The following is an 18822-nucleotide window of genomic DNA, read 5'->3' on the forward strand; positions in this document are numbered from 1 at the left end:
GCGCTACACCAGCCAGTTCTCGACCTTCAGGCCTTTGATCCGGTTGAACTCCCCGGTGTTGGCGGTCACCAGGGTAGTTCCAAGCGCACGGGCGTGGGCAGCAATAAAAAGGCCATTTTGGCCGATGGTCTGGCCCCTGCCTTCCAGTTCTGCGCGAATCGCGCCGTACTCGGCATCCACCGGCACATCGAGCGGCAAGACGGGAATCTCAGCCAGCAATTCCTCGACCTTCTTGTGCAACTTGGCTGATCTTTTCTTGACGCAGCCATATCGCAGTTCCGACGCGACCACGATGCTGGTACACACGGCGGCGTCTCCCACGCGCAGGACAGCGCTTGCGGCTTTCCCGGCCGGATTTCGGATCATGTCGCTGACAATGTTCGTGTCCAGCATGAACCGCATCAAAAAATTTCCTCGGATTTGACAGGCATATCCTCGACTTCGGGAAAGTCTTCCTCGGCACCGGGCGGCGGCTCTTTCGCCCATTGCGCGAGCAGTGCGGTGAGGCCAGGTTTGCGGACCGGCTCGATGATCAGGCGGTCGCCTTCACGGCTGATCAAGACCTTTTCGCCGGGAAGTTCGAACTCGACAGGAATGCGCACCGCCTGGCTGCGATTGTTACGAAACAACTTCGCCTCCTTCGGCGGGGTTGTTGAATGGCGGTGTTGAGACATGACAACAGCTCCTTGTATATACTATTTGTATATGCCAGACTAGGGCGGCGATGCAATCGCCTTGCACCGCGTTGGCCGGCCGGGAATCATCGTGCACGCCGACGGCATCGGCGCCGCTGCCAAGCTGTCCTGAGACTCTGCTTGAAAGAAAAAACTAGAAATCGCCCACAACGGGACTACTTTTTCTCGCGATAATGTCGAGCGGCCGCTCTGCGTGCCTCGTCGCGCACGATGCCTTGCCGCTATGGTCCGGCATTAAGCTCATGGCATTGGAGCCTGTTTTCATGAAGCGATTTTTGCTTGGCGTCGCCACATTGGCCGGCCTGGTCCTCGCATCCTCCCAAGCCTGGTCGGCCGACAGATTGCTCAATGCTTCCTATGATGTCGGCCGCGAACTGTTTGCGCAGGTCAACAAAGCGTTCGTCGCCGGGCACCCCGGTGTGACCATCGATCAGTCGCATGCCGGAACTTCGGCGCAGGCGCGTGCCATAGCCGAAGGCCTCGGCGCCGACGTCGTCACCTTCAACCAGGTCATCGACATCGACTTCCTGGTCAAGAAGGGCCTCATCTCCGCCGACTGGCAGAAGGACTTTCCCGACAACGCCTCGCCTTTCTATTCGCTGCCGTCCTTCCTGGTGCGCGCCGGCAATCCGAAGCACATCAAGGATTGGAACGATCTCGTGCGCGACGACGTCCAGGTGATCTTCCCTAATCCGAAAACATCGGGCAATGCGCGCTACACCTATCTCGCGGCCACCGCCTACGCCAAGGAAGCCTTCAAGGGCGACGATGCCAAGGTGAAGGAGTTCGTCACCAAGTTGTTCAACAACGTGCCGGTGTTCGACAGCGGCGGGCGCGCCGCGACCACCACTTTCGTGCAGCGCGAAATCGGCGACGTACTCATCACCTTCGAGTCGGAAACGCGCGGCGTCCGCAAGGAGTATGGCGAGGACAAGTTCGAGCAGGTGACGCCTTCGGTCAGCCTGTTGGCGGAATTTCCGGTGGCGATCGTCGACACCGTTGCAGACGAGCATGGCACGCGCGATCTCGCCAAGACCTATCTCGACTTCCTCTATACGCCGGAGGGCCAGGACATCGCCGCCCGCAACGGCCTGCGGGCCCGGGACGCGGCGGTCGCCGCCAAATACAAGGCTGAGTTTCCCGACGTCCGCCTGCTGACGGTGGAGGACGTCTTCGGCGGCTGGGCCAAGGTCAAGGCCGAGCACTTTGCAGCGGGCGGCCTGCTCGACCAGACTTATGGCAGCCGCTGAGGCGATCTTCCAACTTTGACAGAAGCCGGCTTTGCCGGCTTCTTTGCTTTCGCGCCGCGAAAGGTGATTTCTGGCACTTTCCGGGCGCATTCCGTCCAAAACGTTACAAAGAATCAACGCGTTTGTGCCTACCGTGAGAACGGACGGCTTGTTTTCGCGAACGGCTTCGCGTGATCAAACCGTCATGATTTGCACACAAACAGCCGCCAGACGCGGGTGGTTGGGGCTTCATGGGTTGACTCGGGGCATGCTTACCAAAAAAGGCAAATACGGCCTCAAGGCCCTCGTGCATCTGTCGGGCCTGCCGGTCGGCCAGCTCGCATTCGTCAACGACATTGCGGTCGCCAATAACATCCCCAAGAAATTCCTGGATGCCATCCTGGGCGAGTTGCGTAACGCCGGCTTCGTCCAGAGCCGCAAGGGCAAGGAAGGCGGTTACCGCCTTGCCCGGCCGGCTTCCGAGATCAAGATCGGCCATGTCGTGCGTGTCCTCGACGGGCCGCTGGCGCCGATCCCCTGCGCCAGCCGCACGCAATACCAGCGCTGCGAGGATTGCGACGAGGCGACCTGCCAGGTTCGGCACATGATGCTGGAGGTCCGGCAGGCGATCGCCGAGGTGCTGGACAACCGCAGCCTCGCGGCCATGCGCGACGCCGACAATGACGATTTCCCAGTCGAACTGACGTCGCAAATCTAGCGCGCGAGCAGGCTCAAGGCAGTCGCGACGGTGTCGGCGACCGGACGCGTGCCATCCAAGGTTATCGCCGCCTCGTCCGCCGCTGGCGCCTCGAGCGTGGCGAACTGGCTGTCGACCAGGCTTGCCGGCATGAAATGACCCTTGCGATCGCCGACGCGCTGTTTTGCTGTTGCCGGGTCGATCTCCAGGTAAACGAAAACGATATCCGGGCAAAAGCCGCGCAGGCGATCGCGGTAGCTGCGCTTCAGCGCCGAGCAGGCGGCGACCACACCTTGCCCGCTTGCGACCGACGCGGCCATCCGCTGGCCGATCGCGTCGAGCCAGCCCTCGCGTAGTGCGTCGGTGAGCGGCTGACCGCTCGCCATGCGCGCGACGTTTTCGGGCGGATGCAGCCTGTCGCCTTCGATAAAGACGGCGCCCAATGCCGCTGCAAGCGCTTCGCCAACGACCGACTTGCCGCAGCCGGCAACGCCCATCACCACGATGGCGGGTATCTTTCGAACAGTGCTCGCCGGCTTATATGCCACGTCTTTACCGGTCATGCAGGTCAGCGGCTTGCCGGCGCGCGGCCATAGAGCAGCAGCATGGCGACGATGACGACGCCGTAGATGATCTGCCGTCCCGCCTCCGGCATCTGCATGACAGAGAGAATGGACTGCAAGAGGGTGATCAGGATTACCCCGGCGACGGTGCCGAGATAGGAGCCGCGCCCGCCGAGGATCGAGGTGCCGCCGAGCACCACCGCGGCGATCGACGGCAGCAGATAGGCATCGCCCATCGACTGCGCCGCCTTGGAGGCATAGCCGGCCAACAGCACGCCGCCGAAGGCGGAGAGCCCGCCCGAAACCGCAAAGGCGATCATCACCACGCGCCTTGTATCGATGCCGGAAAGATAGGCGGCACGCTCGCGATTGCCGATGCCGTAAACGGTGCGGCCGAAGCCGGTGCGGGTCAGCACGAACACCATTGCGGCGCCGATCAGCGCCCAGATGAGGACGGCGTTGGGCACGGCAGGAACGGCAAAGCCGGTCGCCAGATAGCGCATCGCACCGGTCGCCGAATCCTGCGGCGAGAAACCGCCCGTGTAGACCACCATCAGCCCCTGCGCGACGGCGTTGGTGGCAAGCGTGATGATCATCGAGGGAATGCGCAGATAGGCGACGCCGATGCCGTTGACGATGCCGATCAGAACACCGCAGAAGATGCCGAACGGAATGGCAAGCGCCACGCCGACGGTACCGTATGCGGCCGCGGCACAGGCCATCATGGCGCCGGCCGCCACCGACCAGGGCACCGACAGGTCGATCTGGCCGAGCAGGATGACCAGCATCATGCCGGTCGCGATGACGCCGAGAAACGACGCCACCTTGAGCTGCTGCAAAAGGTATTCAGGCGACAGGAAGCTGCGCGAATAGAGGCTGCCGAGGAACAGCAGCAGCACGATACAGGCGAACGCCGTCAGCACCGCCGGGTCGGCGCGGCGGAGGAATTTCGGCATGCGGCCGGCGAGACCACTCACAGTCGTTTCGCTCACAGGAACCACTCCAGCCGGTTGCGGACCCGAAACAGGGCGAACGCGCCGAGGCTGACCGCGATCAGCAGAATGACGCCCTGGAACAGGGGCTGCCAGAGCGGATCGAAATCGAAGACGAACAGCAGGTCGCCGATGGTGCGGAAGGCAAGCGCGCCGAAGATCGCGCCGATGGCGCTGCCCTTGCCGCCGAACAGCGACACGCCGCCAAGCACGACCGCGGCAATCGAAAACAGCGTATAGGCGTTGCCGCTGGCATAGGCCGCATCACCGGTATAGGTGAAGAACGTCAGGAACAGCCCGCCGATCGCGGCAAGCAGACCGGCAAGCGCATAGGCGGCGAACTTTCCACGCCGGATCGGCACGCCGGACATGTAGGCCGCCATCTCCGAGGAGCCGGCTGCATAAGCGGCGCGACCGAGCACCGACCGGCTGAACGGCACCCAGACCACGAGCACGACCGCCAGCAGCGTCACCAGGCTCGCCGGCACAAAACCAAACAGGCGCCCGGTCAGCGCATCGGCGAGCCCTTCATTGACCGAGCCGCCCGGAAACGGCCGAAGCAGCAGCGCAATGCCGAAATAGACCGCACCGGTGGCGATGGTGGCGACGATCGGCTGCAGGCGTCCATAGATGACGATCGCACCGTTGATTGCCCCGCACAGCAGCCCGGTGCCGAGCACGGCGATGACGCCGAAGGCGGTCTCGATGCCGGTGCCGACGACCAGCCACGAGGCCAGGCAGTTGGTCAGCGTGAAGATCATCCCGACCGAGAGATCGATGCCGGCGGTGATCACCACCAGCGTTTGCGCCATGGCGACGAAGGCGAGCAGCACGCCCTTGTTCGAGGCCGTCTGTACGACGTTGGCGGTGAAGCCCGCCGGATGGTTCGAGGTGTAGATGACGAACATGACAACGAAGATGCCGAACGCCAGCAACGTTCCGCGCTGTTCGGCAAGCCAGTAGCGCCAATCCTTCACGCGTCCGCTCCCTGCCTTGGCATCTCTTCGTGAATGTTGAGCGCGCTGGCGATCAGCGCCCGCTCGGTGATTTCGGCGCCGACCAGTTCGCGCTTGACCGCGCCATCATAGAGCACCAGCACGCGGTCGCAGCAGCCGATGAGCTCGTCATAGTCGGTCGAATAAAACAGGATCGCCGCGCCCTGGTCGGCAAGCTTGCGCATCAACTGATAAAGCTCCTGCTTGGTGCCGACATCGATGCCGCGCGTCGGATCGTTGAGCAGGATGATGCGCGGCTGCCGCATCAGCCATTTGGCGATGACGACCTTCTGCTGGTTGCCGCCGGACAGCGCGCCGACCGGAATGTCGAGCCCGGCCGTCTTGATCGCCAGAAGACCGACCATGTCGTCGATCAGCCGCTGCTCGGCGGCGCGATCGATGATGCCGGCCCTGGACAGCCGGTCAAGCGCGGCGAAGGAGAGGTTTTCGCGCACCGTCATCGGCAGCATCAACCCTTCGGTCTTGCGGTCCTCCGGGATCAGCGCCATGCCGATCCGGTCATCGCGCGCCGCGGCCGGGCTGGCGATCGCCACCGGCCTGCCGTCGATCAGGACCTGGCCCGACAGGCCGCGCAGCACACCGAAGAAGGCGAGCAGCAATTCGCGCTGGCCCTGGCCGTCGAGGCCGCCAAGCCCGACCACCTCGCCCGCCCCGACCGATAGCGAGACATCGTGCAGCCGATCCGTCCAGGACAGGCTGCGCGCCTCCAGAACCGGCGTGGCTGCGGCAGCCGCCCGCGCGGGCTTGGGCGGAAAGATGTGGCTGTATTCGCGCCCGATCATCAGCTCGACAACTTCATTGTCGCTCTTGGTGCCGGCCGCGTAGCTGGCGACATTGCGGCCATTGCGGAACACCGTGCACTGGTCGGCCAGCTCGGCGATCTCGTTCATGCGGTGCGAGATGTAGAGCAGCGCCAGCCCTTCCGAACGCAGTCGCTTCAACACGGCGAAAACTCTGGCGACGTCAGCCGCGGTCAGCGCCGAGGTCGCCTCGTCGAGGATCAGGATGCGTGGCTTGCGCGCCAGTGCCTTGGCGATCTCGACCATCTGCCTTCTTGAAAGAGGAAGATCCTTGACCAGCGCCAGCGGATGGATATCGGAAGCGCCGGCGCGAGCAAGGGCTTCTTCGGCGATGCGGCGCTGCGCCTTGCGGTCGATCATGCCGAAACGCTTCGGCGGATCGGAAATGACGATGTTGTCGGCAACGCTGAGTTCGGGGACGAGCGACAGTTCCTGGAAGATGCAGACGATGCCGGCCTGGTTGGCAGCGGCCGGCGAAGCGAAGGTAACGTCGCTTCCGTCCAGCATCATGCGGCCCTCGTCGGGCGCAACGACCCCCGCCATGACCTTGATCAGCGTCGATTTGCCGGCGCCGTTCTCGCCGAGAATGGCGTGGATGCTGCCTGGAGTGACCGACAGTTCGGCCTTCTCCAGCGCCCGCACGCCGCCATAGCGCTTGGATATGCCTTCCATGCGGAAGAGCGGAACCGCACCGTCCATCGGCCCTCCCCAGGCGCTTGGCAATCAGGATGTCGAGCGCCGACGCCGCGGGATTCCCGCGGCGTCGGGCTGTCGGAGTTTACTGGTTTTCCTTGCTCTGGCCCATGATTTCCTGCGCCGTGAAATTGATGCCGCAGGTCGGGAAGGAATTGCCGACGAAGAAATTGTCGGACTGATCGGGGAAGAAATCCTGGCCTGCCTTGAAGTTCGGATCCTCGACGATCGCCAGCGGCAGCTTGACCGCTTGCGGCACGACCTGGCCTTCAAGTGCTGCAATCGCCGTCTTGATGGCAACCGCGACCTGAGCCGGGCCGGTGCCGGCCGACGAGCATTTCAGGCCGTCAGCGGCGAACTTGGCGCAGAATTTGCGGAAGCCGTTCTCCGTCTCGCCGCCGAACGGCACGAACGGATGCTTGGCATCGATCATCGCCTGCACGATGCCGGTATCGCCGCCCTGTCCGGTAATGCCGTCGAAGGGGCCGTTGGTGGCAATGGCATCGGCCGTAGCCTTTTGCGCAACGCCGTCATCCCACTTGCCGACGACCTCGGTGACATCCCATTTCTTGCCGGAAGCGTCGAGAACCTCGTGGATGCCGTTATGGCGATCGGTGTCGACGGACGTGCCGGCGACGCCGCGCACTTCCAGCACCTTGCCGCCGTTCGGCACGTGCTTGACCAGCCAGTTGGCCCACAATTCGCCAAGGCCTTTCTGGTCGACATTGACGTTGATGGCATCCTTGGTGTCGAGGATGTTGTCGAAGGCGACCAGCACCACGCCGGCTTCCTTGGCCCGCTTGATGACAGGACCGAATGCGGTCGGGTTCTGGGCGTTGACGACAATCGCGTCATAGCCGGAATCGATGAAATTGTTGATCGCCGAAATCTGGGCCGGCACGTCTTCGCCGGTCGAGACCACCTTGAATTCCTTGAGCTTGGCCGCGACCTCCGGCTGCGCTGCATAGGCCTTTGCCGTCTGCACCATCTGGATACGCCATGTGTTGGCGATATAGCCGTTGGCCAGAGCGATGCGGTACGGGCCGTCTTTCTTGGGGAACTTGAAGAACTGCGTATCGGCCGACCAGGGCGCGAAGCAGTCAGGCTCGGCCGATGGCCCCTTGACGATTTCAGGATCGGCGATCGCCGACGAGCTCAGCATGACGAAAGCAGTGGCGGCAACGATACCGCCAACGAGTGACTTGATCATCGATATTCCTCCCAGTTGCAGTTTTGTTTGTTGTTACGCCGATGAATTTGCGCGTTTCCGGCCCGGCACCTCCCGCCGTACCCGTCGCGCGTTCAGGTGGCCGAATGCCGACCCGATCCCCTCCTTTGCTGCCCGGCTAGTCCCACAAAAACTATCATATTATACATAATAAACAAGCATGAGCTGTCGCTTATGTATAATAAACAGCCTCCCATCGTCGGGGCGAAGTACCGCCCGGCGATAACTGGTAGCGCTACCATGACGTAGTGTAAAGCGCCATTGCGTCGAAGCTCGCTTCAGCGCGCCGTGCTTTCACGCCGCTTGAGTTCGAAGCCGAGGTCGACGACCCGCTGCTCCGGCCTGTTGCCTTCGATAGCCGCAAGCGCCATGGCGACCGCCCGCCGGCCGATCTCGTAACGATAGGTCCGAACGCTGGTGACCGACGGAAACGCCACCTCCATCATGTCGAGATCGTTGAAGCCGACGATGCCGATCGTCTTCGGCACGGCGATCGAAGCGCGATGGCATTCGAACAGCACCCCGAGGGCGATATCGTCATTGTTGCAGAACACGCCGTCGAGGCTCGGCACCTTGGCCAGCGCGTCGCGGAACAATTCGCGGCCGAGGGTGACACTGGAGGGCACCGGCGTGGTGGTGGTAAGCCGCGCATCGAACAGGCCGGCCGCCTCCATCGCCGCGCGATAGCCGGCCAAGCGCCGCTGCGAACGCGGATCCATGCGCGCGCCGATGAAGCCGATCCGGCGATAGCCTGCCTCGATCAGATGTTCCGCTGCCGCCTTGCCGCCCTCGAAATGCGAGAAGCCGACCATCATGTCGACCGGATCGGGGCCGGTCTCCATCACCTGCACCACCGGACAGCCTGCCGTTTCCAGCAGTTTTCGCGAGGCCGGCGTCTGGTCGATGCCGGCCACGATCAGCGCCGCCGGGCGTTGCGGGCCAAACACCTGCAGCAGCCGCTCTTCCTCGAGGCCGGAATAGTGGGTGTTGCCGAGCTGAATCCGGAAAGGGCCGTCCGACAGGCTGTCGTAGATGCCGCGCACCACTTCGGCAAAGACGTTGTTGGTAAGCGACGGCACCAGAACGCCAAAGACCTCGGCGCGCGCCGAAGCCAGCGCCCGCGCATTCGGGTCGGGCACATAGCCGAGCTCGTTCACGGCCGACTCGATCTGGCGGCGCAGATCTTCCGAGACACGCCCCGGCTCACGCAGGGCGCGCGATACGGTAATGGCGCCGACGCCGGCCTTGCGGGCGACATCGGCGATGGTCGGGCGGCCGCCGCCGCGGCGCGAGCGCGGCTTGATCACCGTACTGGTCCCGAAGCCGGGCAACCGCCCAGACGCGACCGTGAGACGATGTTCAGGGTCTTTGCCACTGCTGCCTTGCCAAACTGGCCCGTTGCCACACCTTGTCTGGCGTCGCGCAGCCTTCGGCTATTGTCAAGCGACGGCGGAGAGACTGTATCCGTACCGCTGTGCTTCAGGCCATCACGGCAGCGCTGCGCCGGGCCTTCCACAGCAGCAGCACCATGGCCAAAATATTCAGCAGGTTCCAGGCAATGCCGTTGAGGAACGCGGCGGCATAGGAGCCGGTCAGATCGTAGATCCAGCCCGACATCCAGCCGCCGATGGCCATGCCGAAGATGGTCGCCATCATGACGATGCCGACGCGCTGGCCAGCCTCCTTGGCTGGCATATATTCGCGCACGATGATCGCATAACAGGGCACGATGCCGCCTTGCGACAGGCCGAAGACCAGCGAAACGACATAGAGCGAGGCAAGCCCGTCGAACGGGATATAGAACAACAGCGACAGGCATTGCAGCACCGAGCCGATCAGCAGGGTTTTCACGCCGCCGATGCGATCGGCAAGGAAACCCGAGCCAAGCCGGCTGACGACGCCCGCCGCCAGCATGATCGACAGCATATCGGCGCCACGCGCCACGCCGTAGCCGAGATCCATGCAATAGGCGACGATATGGACTTGCGGCATCGACATCGCCACGCAGCAGCCGAGCCCGGCGACGATGAGCAGCGCCTGCAAGGCCGCCGGCGACAGCGAGATCGGCTGGACCACGCGGCTGCCCGGCGATCCCGGAGCCGCCTGGGGCGGTGCGCCGCGCCGGAGCAGCAGGATCAGCGGCACCATGGTGACCAGGCAGACGGCGCCGATCGCGGCATAGGTGAAGCGCCAGCCCTCGGTCTGCATGACATAGGGCATCGCCGTCGGCCAGATCGCTCCGGCGAGATAGTTGCCGGATGCGGCAGCCGTCACCGCGACGCCGCGGCGCCGGTTGAACCAGTGCGAGATGTCGGCGATCAGCGGCCCGAAGATCGCCGACGAGCCAACGCCGATCAACAGGCCCTGGACGAGGGTGAACTGCAGGATCGAACTGGTCAGCGACGCCAGCAGGAAGCCGGCGCCAAGTGTAATCGCGGCAATCAGCGCCGGGATCCAATACCCCATGCGGTCGATGGCGCGGCCGAACAGCACATTACCGGCGGCAAAGCCGACCATGGTCGCGGTGTAGGGCATCGAGGCAGCGGCGCGATCGACGCCGAATTCTGCCTGCACGGCAGGCAGCACCACGACCACCGCCCACATGCCGACCCCGCCGATCGTTGCCAGCAGCATCGAGATGCCCAGCCGTATCCAGGCATAGGCACTGTCGATGCCGGAACTTTCTGCCTGGCTTGAGACGATTGGGGTCAAGAGCGTTTCCTGTCCGCAGTTCTTGAATCGGCGGTTCTGACCACTATCGGCGCATTCGCATCGCCGAGCAGCGCCACGACAGGCAAATCCGTGGCTCCAGGGATTCGGGCCGAAGTGGAACAGGGATGCGCCATAAGGCGTTTTCCCGGCAACGACCTAGTGGAAGGAGTTTGCCATGACCGCGCAACGGAAATGGTCCGCCGACGTCACCGAGCACAGCGACGCGCTGGACCTCGAGGAACACATCTTCGAATCCCACGATCCCAAGAAGATCGCCGCCTCGTTGAAGCGATCGGCCGAGCACAGCGACCGGCGCAAGGCAGGGCCGTTTCAATCCGCCATGTCGATGCTGAATTTCTACATCAACCGCGCCGGCAAGAACCTGCCGGCGGCGCAGAAGAAAGTGCTGGAGGACGCCAAAGACGAGCTGCGCGCCCTTTTTGGCCGCCCAAAGGAAGACTAGAATCGATCGCCATCGACTGGTTCTGCCAAATTCGGCTCAACTGGACCTAGTGACGGGTCCTCTTTGCCGCCAGTCTGCAGGCTCGGCTTGTATTCCCAAGCCCGCAAAAGCCTGGCGTCATGACGGTCAAGATCGGCATCAATCCCATCACCTGGAGCAATGACGACGTTCCGGCGCTTGGCGGGGATACGTCCTTGGAGACCTGCCTGTCGGAAACGGCGCTGGCCGGCTACCGCGGCACCGAGCTCGGCGGCAAATTTCCGCGCCAGGCTGAAGTGCTTGGGCCGCTCCTGTCATCCTATGGCCTGGAACTCGTCTCCGGCTGGTATGATGGCCGCATTCTCGACCGCACGGTCGAAGAGGAATTCGCGGCGATTACCCCGCATCTGACGTTGCTGCGCGACCTCGGCGCCAGGATCGTCGTCTACGCCGACACCTCGCGCGGTCGCCATGACGGCATTTTCGCACCGATCTCCGAGCGTCCGCGCCTCGCCGACAGGGACTGGCCGTCCTATGGCGAGAAACTGACCGCCCTCGCCGACCGCATGGCTGCATTCGGGGTCGGCATGGCCTTCCACCACCACATGGGCACCATCGTCGAGACGGACGATGAAGTCGACAGGCTGATGGCGGCGACGGGCCGAAGCGTCGGCCTTTTGTTCGATAGCGGCCACTGCCTGTTTTCGGGCGGCGACCCGCAATCGCTGCTGCAACGGCATCTCGACCGTATCGTGCATTTCCATTGCAAGGACGTTCGCAGGGCGGTGCTGGAACGGGCACGCCGCGAGGACATGAGCTTCATGGCGGCGGTAATGGACGGCATTTTTACCGTGCCCGGCGACGGCTCGGTCGATTTCCTGTCATTGCTGAAACTCCTCGCCGCGCGCGGCTATGAAGGCTGGCTCGTTGTCGAAGCCGAGCAGGATCCGGCCAAGGCGCATCCGCTGACCTATGCCAGCAAAGGCTATTTCTCGCTGCTCGCCACCACCCGCGAGGCCGGCTTCGAAGTGGCGACTCGGCAGGCAGAATGACCGGCCCGCATTGCGAGCCGGAGGAACATAATGGGCGCGCGCCTCGATGGGGTTAGCGACGCGAAGGCGCCCGGCGATCCGCGCCGCCTTGCTCCCTGCGCGGCGCGGATCGCAGAATCCCGGCTCTGGATTTCAAACCCCGACTTTCAAGCTTGAGGCCGGCCGGAAGCCGTGCCTTGATGCAACCGAGGAGGAGCGACATGGCTTTCGAAGCTGCGCTTGGCATGGAACGGCTTTGCACCATCCGGGAGATTGCCGAGAAGGCGGAACTTGGCGCCGCCACCGTGCATCGCGCGCTGAAGAACAGCCGCGAGATCAGCCCCGAAACCAGGCGACTGGTGCTCGACACCGTCTGCCGGCTCAACGAGGAAAAGATCGCCCGCGCCGCCCGGTTCGTCGGGGGATAGTGCCGTGGCGGACCACATGCGCCTTTCCCTCGACATCATGTCGGTCGACCGCGCTTCGGAAGAACCGATGCATCGTCAGATCTACGGCGCCTTGCGACGCTTCATCCTTGACGGCCAAATCCCGCAGAACACGCTGCTGCCGTCGACGCGCTCGCTGGCCGAAGATCTGAAGGTCGGGCGCAACACGGTCATCGCCGCCTATGACCAGCTCCTTGCCGAAGGTTTTATCGAGGCGCGTGCCGGATCGGGCACCTGGGTGGCGCCGATCCAGCAGAACCGCCCCTTGGCATCCCTGCGCGCCGGACTGGCAGCGCCGCAAAAGCTGTCGCGGCGTGGCCAGACCATCGTCAACGGCCCGCAGCCGCCACGCAATGCCGGCGTCATCAATTTCCATCCCGGCGTGCCTGAAACGGCATCGTTTCCGTTCACCATCTGGTCAAGCCTTCTGGTGCGCAATGCACGCAGCCGCGACGAGAGCCTGCTTGGTTATCTCTCCTTTGCCGGCCACCCCGGCCTGCGTCAGGCCATTGCCTCGACCATCGGCCTGTCGCGCGGCATCAGCTGCACCGCCGACCAGGTGATCATCGTCACCGGTGCGCAGGCAGCGCTCGATCTGGTCTCGCGCGTGCTGATGGACGAAGGCGACCATGTCTGGATGGAGGAGCCCGGCTATCTCGGCGCCAAGAGCGCCTTTCTCGCCAGCGGTGCCAGGCTGGCACCGTTGAAGGTCGACCGGCGCGGCTGGCATCTTGCCGATCCGGAGCTGCCGCCGCCGCGGCTGATCTATGTGACGCCATCCTGCCAATGGCCGTTCGGCACAATCATGCGCATCGAGGAGCGGTTGCAGCTGCTCGACATCGCCGAACGCAACGGCGCCTGGATCGTCGAGGATGACTATGACGGCGAATACCGGTTCCGCGGCCGGCCGGTGCCGGCGCTACGCGGGCTCGATCATGCCGACCGCGTCGTCTATATCGGCAGCTTCGGCAAGACGCTGATTCCGGCGCTGCGCATCGGCTATCTGATCGTGCCGCGCGAATTGTCGGTTCCGTTCGACCGGGCGGTGAGCATCACCGGTCAGTTCGCGCCACTGATCCTGCAGGCAACGGTCAACGACTTCATCACGCAGGGCTATTTCGCCACGCACCTCAAGCGCATGCGCCGGCTCTATGCGCGCCGGCAGGCGAACTTCGTCAAGCTGTGCCAGGAGCATCTGGCCGAATGGCTGACCGTCACGGAAAACGATTCAGGCATGCAACTGCTGGCCAGCTTCGTCAGGCCCTATAAGGACAGCGACGTGGTCGCCGCCGCCGTCAAGGAGGGGCTCGACGTTCAGGGCATCTCCATCAACTACCACTCTACTGAACCCGAGCACGGCCTGCTGCTCGGCTACGCGGCAATGGACGAACGTCAGATCTTGCGCGCCGTTCTGGCGCTGCGCGCCGCGTTCCTAAGATTGGATAGAAGCTAGAGCCAGGCTCTCCATCTCGTTCACCGCGGGGTTGAGTCAATCGCCCGCAGTGATTAGGAATATGGGGCATCGGTCCTTGTTTTTCGGCGTTCGCGCAAAGCGCGCTTCCCAAGGCCGAACCTCCCCGAAAACCAGAAGCATGCCTACCGCCGGTATAGGCGGGCAACGCATTCATCTGAACCATGAGGATTGCCATGAGAACCGCATGCTGTGCCTGTGGGCAACTGAGGATCTCCTGTAACGGAGAGCCGCAGCTGGTCGCACAGTGCCACTGCCTCGACTGCCAGAAACGAACCGGCAGCACATACGGCGTCGCCGCCTTCTTTGCGCGCGACAAGGTAGAAGCCGAAGGCGACGCCAGTACCTACAGGCGATCGGCTCGGAGCGGCCATCACGTCACTTTCCATTTCTGCCCGGGCTGCGGCTCGAGCGTCTTCTGGGAGCCCGAGCGAAAGCCTGAATGGATCGCCGTCGCGGTCGGCTGCTTCGCCGATCCGGCCTTTCCGACGCCAGCGCACGTCGCCTGGGAAGAACGGCGTCACCCCTGGGTTTCCGGTTAGCGACTCCAACCCGCCAGGGCAGCGCTTTATCTTACTGGTTGATCTCGGGTTCAACGAGCTTCGCCAGATTTCGCAGCGACTCCTGCCAGCCGAGATAGCAGGCCTCAACCGGGATGGCGTCTGGAATACCTGTCTGCGTGATATTCACTTCGGTGCCGACCGACACTTTCTTCAATGTCACGGTCACCTCGATCTCGCCGGCCAGGTTGGGGTCGTCGAACCGGTCGATGTAACGCAGTTGCTCATTGGGCACGAGCTCGACATATTCGCCGCCGAACGAGTGGCTGTCGCCGGTGGTGAAGTTGCGGAAGGACATTTTGAACGTACCGCCGACTTTCGCCTCGAAGTGATGAACCGTGCAGGTGAAGCCGTTCGGCGGAAGCCATTTCGCAAGTGCGTCCGCTTCGAGGAACGCTCGGTAGACTTTCTCCGGGCTGGTTGTCAGAACGCGGTGCAGCCGTACGGTGCCGGGCATATCGTTAATCCTCCGTGTTGTTGATCGATGCCCCTAGGACGAGCGGAGCCCGGCCCATCCGACACGGGCCTGCGGATTTTTTGGCGGCCGGCATGCCGGCCGGAATCCTCGCCCGGCCACTGGACAAGGAACTCGACCGCAGGGTAGCAAACCGCGCCGGAACTGGTCTAGTTCACACTGTCGAACTTCTGCAGATCGACCGGTGCAGCCTTGCGCAATTTGATATCATCGAGCGAAGCATTCTCCAGCGCCACCCGCGCCGCCGCGTCGATGTTGTGGATCATATCCTGAATGTCGGTATCGCTGTGCGCCGGGTTCATGGCGACCATCACGGTGCGGTTGAGGATGTCGAGCGAGCGCTTGCCGAGGTCGTCGGAATAATCCAGCCGCAGGCCCTGGTTCTCGGGCAGTGCGTAAGGATTGAGCGCCGGATGATGCGCGCCTTCATGCATCAGGACCTGGTCCCACTGGGTGAAATTGTGACGGCCGGTCTTGCCGGCAACGACGCTCGGAATGGTCTTCGAAAAAGTCTGCGCCGCCTGCTCGCTCGGCAGCAGGTACATCACCTGTGCGGCACAATCGTCGTCCGCGCTGTTCATCGGCGACGGCGTCAGCCCAAGATTTCCGAGATGGCGGGTACCGGCCAGCACCGTCTTCTTCTCGGCCCGCATCGCCTCGATGATGCCGTCCAGCCGGTCGAGCTGGACGTTGAGCATCGCCCCCATCAGTTCGGAAGCACGCGCGCCGATGCCGGCGAAGGGTTTGATGCTGTCGCTTCTGCCCTGCCAGTAGAAATGGCAAGGGTCGATGGCGCAGCGCGCCCGCTCCGCCACTTTCGGATCGCTGGTGGCGATGCCGCCGCCCTCGCCCGAGGTCATGTTCTTGAAGTAGTTGAAGGAATAAGCGCCGGCATGGCCGATCGAGCCGAGCTTGCGGCCCTCATAACCGCCGCCGATGCCCTGGCAGACATCCTCCAGCACCAGCAAGCCGCGCTTGGCAGCAATGTCCATGATCGCATTCATGTTGCAGGCCGCGCCCCACATATGCACCGGGATGACCGCCCTGGTGCGCGGCCCGATGGCATCGCGCAAGGCGATGGGATCGATGGTCAGGCTCTCGTCGATGTCGACGATGACTGGAATGGCCCCTACCGACAGCACCGCGGTCGCTGTCGCCATATAGGTGTGCGCCGGCACCAGCACTTCGTCCCCCGGGCCGATGCCGAGGCCGATCAGGCCGGCGGCGAGCCCATAGGTGCCGCTGGCGGCCAGCGCGAAATGCTCGACGCCAAGATGCTGCGCATAGCGGGCCTCGAAGCGGTCGCATTCGCTGTCCTTGCCGTAACGAAACAGCGCGCCCGAGCGGATCACCCTGGCAATGGCTTCGATTTCCTCTTCGCCGGCGGTGTACATGACAGGCCTCCAGTCACTTGATAGTGTGGGTCACTTGATAATGTGGTCGCTTGATGGTGTGGACAGCTGTAGGCTTGTCGGCACAGTTTGAAAGAACCACTCCGCCGCTATTCGACCAAGCCATCTGCGCCCGGAAGACGGTTCCTATGACTGGTTTTGAACCGTGATTGGGGAATCGGTAGCTAAGTGTCTCAGCCGGCAGGCAAATCGTACCCATCCGAATTCGCCAAAGTGGCCCTGTCGGAAACCCAGCTTTCGGCGTTCCATTCCGGCCAGTTGGGCAAACGGTTGGTTCCATGAAATACGGGACACACTTTGGAAGACCCTCGAAACCGGCGCGCCGGCGGGAAGGCGGCCGGTCGTGAACGCCGCCGGCTCCAGCAAACGGATCGTGCTCCACGAGGACGATGTCGGCATGTGCCACGGCGCCAACAGCGCCTTCCTCGAATTGAGCGGGCTGGGTATCTGCAGTTCCGGCGCGGTGATGGTGCCGTGCCCCTGGTTCCTCGAAATGGCCGAAAGCGCCGTCGCCAACCCTGGCCTCGACCTCGGCGTTCACCTGACGCTGAACAGCGAGAAGCAGCATTACAAATGGCGGCCGTTGACCGCGCCGTCGCGGGCGGCCGGCCTGACCGACGAATTCGGCTTCTTGTGGCCCGACGTGGCGACCACGCGCCGCAAGGCGGTGCCGCAGGCGGTCGAGGCCGAGCTTCGCGCCCAAATCGACACCGCCTATCGCGCCGGCATCGACGTCACCCATCTCGACGCGCATATGGGCGCGGCATTGTCGCCGGAATTTTGCGACATCTACATCAAGCTCGGGCTCGAATATCAGCTGCCCGTGCTGCTGACCAAGACCCTGTCCGCCTATTCCCCCAACGACAATCTGGTCGGCGTCACCGAGGAGGCGTTCCAGCGCGGCGTGGCGCTGGCCCGTGCCGGCGGCTTTGCCATTTTCGACGCCGCCATCCAGACGACCTGGGGCCGGCCGCGTTCCAGGCCGATCGAGCCGGCTTACAAAGCGCTCATCGAGGCTGTGCGCGAGGGCCTGACCTTCTTTTGCCTGCATTGTAACGCGCCCGGTGAACTCGAGCTGATCGAGCCGCGCTCCGCCTATATCCGCACCGAAGAGTACGAGCTGTTCCGCGACCAGGGCTTTCGCGACTGGCTCGCCGCACAGCCGATCGACGTCATCGGCATGAAGCCGTTGCGCGAGGAGCTTCGCGCAGCACTCTCGGCCGGGCGATTATCAACAACAGCCCGCGGCAACAACGCGGGCGAACAGCGATTGGCGTCGGCAAAGGCCCGCAAAGCGGCCACCCGATCCGCAACGTAAGCCGATCGTCGCGGCCGGAAAACGGCGCCAGAGGGATTGGAACTGCAACGACAAATGGGAGAATAAGATGAAAACTCTTCTGAAAGTGGCATTGGGCGCCTTCGTCTTGGCGGGCCTGATGACAGGCATTGCGCATGCCGCGGGGCTCAAGGATCCGAAGGACGTCCGCATCACCTTCGTGGTGCATGGGTCGGCGTCCGATCCCTATTGGTCGGTGGTCAAGCGCGGCGTCGATGACGCGGCCGCCCTTACCGGCGCCAAGGTCGAATATTACGCGCCGCAGGTCTTCGACGTGGTCGAGCAGGCCCGGCTTCTCGACGCCGCCATCGCCACCAAGCCGGACGGTATCGCCGTCTCCATCGCCGACGCCAATGCGCTCGGCAAATCGGTCAAATCCGGGCTTGCCGCCAATATTCCCATGGTGGTTCTGGATTCCGGCGAAAAGGAAGGCGCCGAGCTCGGCACGACGCTCTATGTCGGCACCGTTTCCGAATATGATTCCGGCAAGAAGGCCGGCGAGCGGCTGGCCAAGGAAGGCACGCTTAAGGTCGTCTGTATCAACCACGAGGTCGGCAATGTCAGCCTCGACCAGCGCTGCCAGGGCCTCAATGACGGGCTGAAGCCCTCCGGCGGCGGCACCGAGGTTCTGGCCGTGGCGCCGGATCCGGCCGACGTCCAGCGCCGCACCGAGGCCTATCTGTCGGCGCATCCCGACACGCAGGCCGTCTTTGCGCTCGGCGCCACCGCCGCCAACCCGCTGATCCCGATGTTCCGCGACAAGGAACTGTTCGGCAAGCTCAAGCTCTACACATTCGACATCAGCCCGGAGGTTCTCGACTCGGTCGTGGCCGGCGAAATGGGCTTCGGCATGGACGCCCAGCAATATCTGATGGGCTATTTGCCGGTGATCTATCTGGTCGAGCAGGCAACGCACGGCTTCTGGCCGCAGAACAACGCCTATACCGGACCGCTGTTCATCGACTCGCCGGAAAAAGCCAAGGCGATCCTGGCGCTCGCCAAAGAGGGCATCCGCTAGGCAAGC

The 18822-nt window shown here is 63.5% G+C and carries 20 protein-coding genes; 9 read left to right on the plus strand and 11 right to left on the minus strand.

The window, feature by feature from the left end; all coding sequences use genetic code 11:
* Nucleotides 1-3: 3 nt before the first annotated feature.
* Together NKJ23_RS27040 and NKJ23_RS27045 are read right to left on the minus strand one after the other, a co-directional pair.
* Entirely contained in the window at nt 4-402 is a 399-nt protein-coding gene (locus tag NKJ23_RS27040) for a type II toxin-antitoxin system VapC family toxin (protein ID WP_352683568.1), read from the minus strand.
* The gene (locus NKJ23_RS27045) at nt 402-674 is read right to left on the minus strand and encodes an antitoxin (RefSeq protein WP_352683570.1); all 273 of its coding nucleotides are present in this window, start codon (nt 672-674) and stop codon (nt 402-404) included. Before NKJ23_RS27045 ends, NKJ23_RS27040 begins: the two co-directional genes overlap by 1 nt.
* 284 nt (nt 675-958) lie before the next feature.
* Between NKJ23_RS27045 and NKJ23_RS27050 the strand changes: the two genes are divergently transcribed.
* Both NKJ23_RS27050 and NKJ23_RS27055 read left to right on the plus strand, forming a co-directional pair.
* Nucleotides 959-1945, plus strand: a complete 987-nt coding sequence (locus tag NKJ23_RS27050; protein WP_352683572.1) for a sulfate ABC transporter substrate-binding protein — start codon at nt 959-961, stop codon at nt 1943-1945.
* Between the two features lie 247 nt (nt 1946-2192).
* Nucleotides 2193-2642, plus strand: coding sequence for an RrF2 family transcriptional regulator (locus tag NKJ23_RS27055; protein ID WP_006202816.1), 450 nt, complete (start codon nt 2193-2195; stop codon nt 2640-2642).
* Here the strand turns inward: NKJ23_RS27055 and NKJ23_RS27060 are convergent.
* The 7 genes from NKJ23_RS27060 to NKJ23_RS27090 all read right to left on the minus strand — a co-directional run bounded on the left by NKJ23_RS27060 (nt 2639) and on the right by NKJ23_RS27090 (nt 10625).
* Nucleotides 2639-3184, minus strand: coding sequence for a gluconokinase (locus tag NKJ23_RS27060; protein WP_352683574.1), 546 nt, complete (start codon nt 3182-3184; stop codon nt 2639-2641). The genes NKJ23_RS27055 and NKJ23_RS27060 overlap by 4 nt on opposite strands.
* A gap of 5 nt (nt 3185-3189) precedes the next feature.
* Nucleotides 3190-4176 (minus strand): ABC transporter permease, encoded by a 987-nt coding sequence (locus tag NKJ23_RS27065; RefSeq protein WP_352456242.1) that lies wholly within the window; start codon nt 4174-4176, stop codon nt 3190-3192.
* Nucleotides 4173-5153, minus strand: a complete 981-nt coding sequence (locus NKJ23_RS27070; RefSeq protein ID WP_352564358.1) for an ABC transporter permease — start codon at nt 5151-5153, stop codon at nt 4173-4175. Before NKJ23_RS27070 ends, NKJ23_RS27065 begins: the two co-directional genes overlap by 4 nt.
* Nucleotides 5150-6691, minus strand: a complete 1542-nt coding sequence (locus NKJ23_RS27075) for a sugar ABC transporter ATP-binding protein (protein WP_352683576.1) — start codon at nt 6689-6691, stop codon at nt 5150-5152. Before NKJ23_RS27075 ends, NKJ23_RS27070 begins: the two co-directional genes overlap by 4 nt.
* Nucleotides 6692-6770: 79 nt before the next feature.
* Nucleotides 6771-7895: a sugar ABC transporter substrate-binding protein gene (locus NKJ23_RS27080; protein WP_023675828.1), complete on the minus strand. Its 1125-nt coding sequence runs from the start codon at nt 7893-7895 to the stop codon at nt 6771-6773.
* Between the two features lie 296 nt (nt 7896-8191).
* A complete protein-coding gene (gntR, locus tag NKJ23_RS27085; RefSeq protein ID WP_352683578.1) occupies nt 8192-9220 on the minus strand; it encodes an HTH-type transcriptional regulator GntR in 1029 nt (342 codons plus the stop codon).
* Nucleotides 9221-9392: 172 nt separating this feature from the next.
* The gene (locus NKJ23_RS27090) at nt 9393-10625 is read right to left on the minus strand and encodes an MFS transporter (RefSeq protein ID WP_352683580.1); all 1233 of its coding nucleotides are present in this window, start codon (nt 10623-10625) and stop codon (nt 9393-9395) included.
* Nucleotides 10626-10800: 175 nt separating this feature from the next.
* Between NKJ23_RS27090 and NKJ23_RS27095 the strand changes: the two genes are divergently transcribed.
* From NKJ23_RS27095 to NKJ23_RS27115, 5 genes are all read left to right on the plus strand, one after another.
* Nucleotides 10801-11088, plus strand: a complete 288-nt coding sequence (locus NKJ23_RS27095; protein WP_023675825.1) for a DUF3175 domain-containing protein — start codon at nt 10801-10803, stop codon at nt 11086-11088.
* Between the two features lie 119 nt (nt 11089-11207).
* A complete protein-coding gene (gene iolE / locus NKJ23_RS27100; protein WP_352683582.1) occupies nt 11208-12119 on the plus strand; it encodes a myo-inosose-2 dehydratase in 912 nt (303 codons plus the stop codon).
* A 200-nt stretch (nt 12120-12319) separates the two neighbouring features.
* Nucleotides 12320-12526 carry a LacI family DNA-binding transcriptional regulator gene (locus NKJ23_RS27105; RefSeq protein WP_352683585.1) on the plus strand — a complete coding sequence of 69 codons (207 nt, stop codon included), beginning with the start codon at nt 12320-12322 and terminating at the stop codon, nt 12524-12526.
* A gap of 4 nt (nt 12527-12530) precedes the next feature.
* Nucleotides 12531-13997: a rhizopine catabolism transcriptional regulator MocR gene (mocR, locus tag NKJ23_RS27110; protein WP_245274662.1), complete on the plus strand. Its 1467-nt coding sequence runs from the start codon at nt 12531-12533 to the stop codon at nt 13995-13997.
* Between the two features lie 194 nt (nt 13998-14191).
* Nucleotides 14192-14557 (plus strand): GFA family protein, encoded by a 366-nt coding sequence (locus NKJ23_RS27115; protein ID WP_352683587.1) that lies wholly within the window; start codon nt 14192-14194, stop codon nt 14555-14557.
* Nucleotides 14558-14588: 31 nt separating this feature from the next.
* On the opposite strand, the gene NKJ23_RS27120 is transcribed toward NKJ23_RS27115, so the two are convergent.
* Both NKJ23_RS27120 and NKJ23_RS27125 read right to left on the minus strand, forming a co-directional pair.
* The gene (locus tag NKJ23_RS27120) at nt 14589-15032 is read right to left on the minus strand and encodes an SRPBCC family protein (RefSeq protein ID WP_352571761.1); all 444 of its coding nucleotides are present in this window, start codon (nt 15030-15032) and stop codon (nt 14589-14591) included.
* Between the two features lie 167 nt (nt 15033-15199).
* Nucleotides 15200-16444, minus strand: a complete 1245-nt coding sequence (locus tag NKJ23_RS27125) for a DegT/DnrJ/EryC1/StrS family aminotransferase (RefSeq protein WP_352683590.1) — start codon at nt 16442-16444, stop codon at nt 15200-15202.
* A 361-nt stretch (nt 16445-16805) separates the two neighbouring features.
* On the opposite strand from NKJ23_RS27125, the gene NKJ23_RS27130 reads away from it, so the two are divergent.
* Both NKJ23_RS27130 and NKJ23_RS27135 read left to right on the plus strand, forming a co-directional pair.
* Nucleotides 16806-17780, plus strand: coding sequence for a polysaccharide deacetylase family protein (locus tag NKJ23_RS27130; RefSeq protein ID WP_352683592.1), 975 nt, complete (start codon nt 16806-16808; stop codon nt 17778-17780).
* A 67-nt stretch (nt 17781-17847) separates the two neighbouring features.
* Nucleotides 17848-18816, plus strand: coding sequence for a rhizopine catabolism ABC transporter substrate-binding protein (locus NKJ23_RS27135; protein WP_352683594.1), 969 nt, complete (start codon nt 17848-17850; stop codon nt 18814-18816).
* Nucleotides 18817-18822: the final 6 nt, after the last annotated feature.

The sequence above is a fragment of the Mesorhizobium sp. M0184 genome (genome assembly GCF_040322215.1).
In the GTDB taxonomy this organism is placed as follows: domain Bacteria; phylum Pseudomonadota; class Alphaproteobacteria; order Rhizobiales; family Rhizobiaceae; genus Mesorhizobium.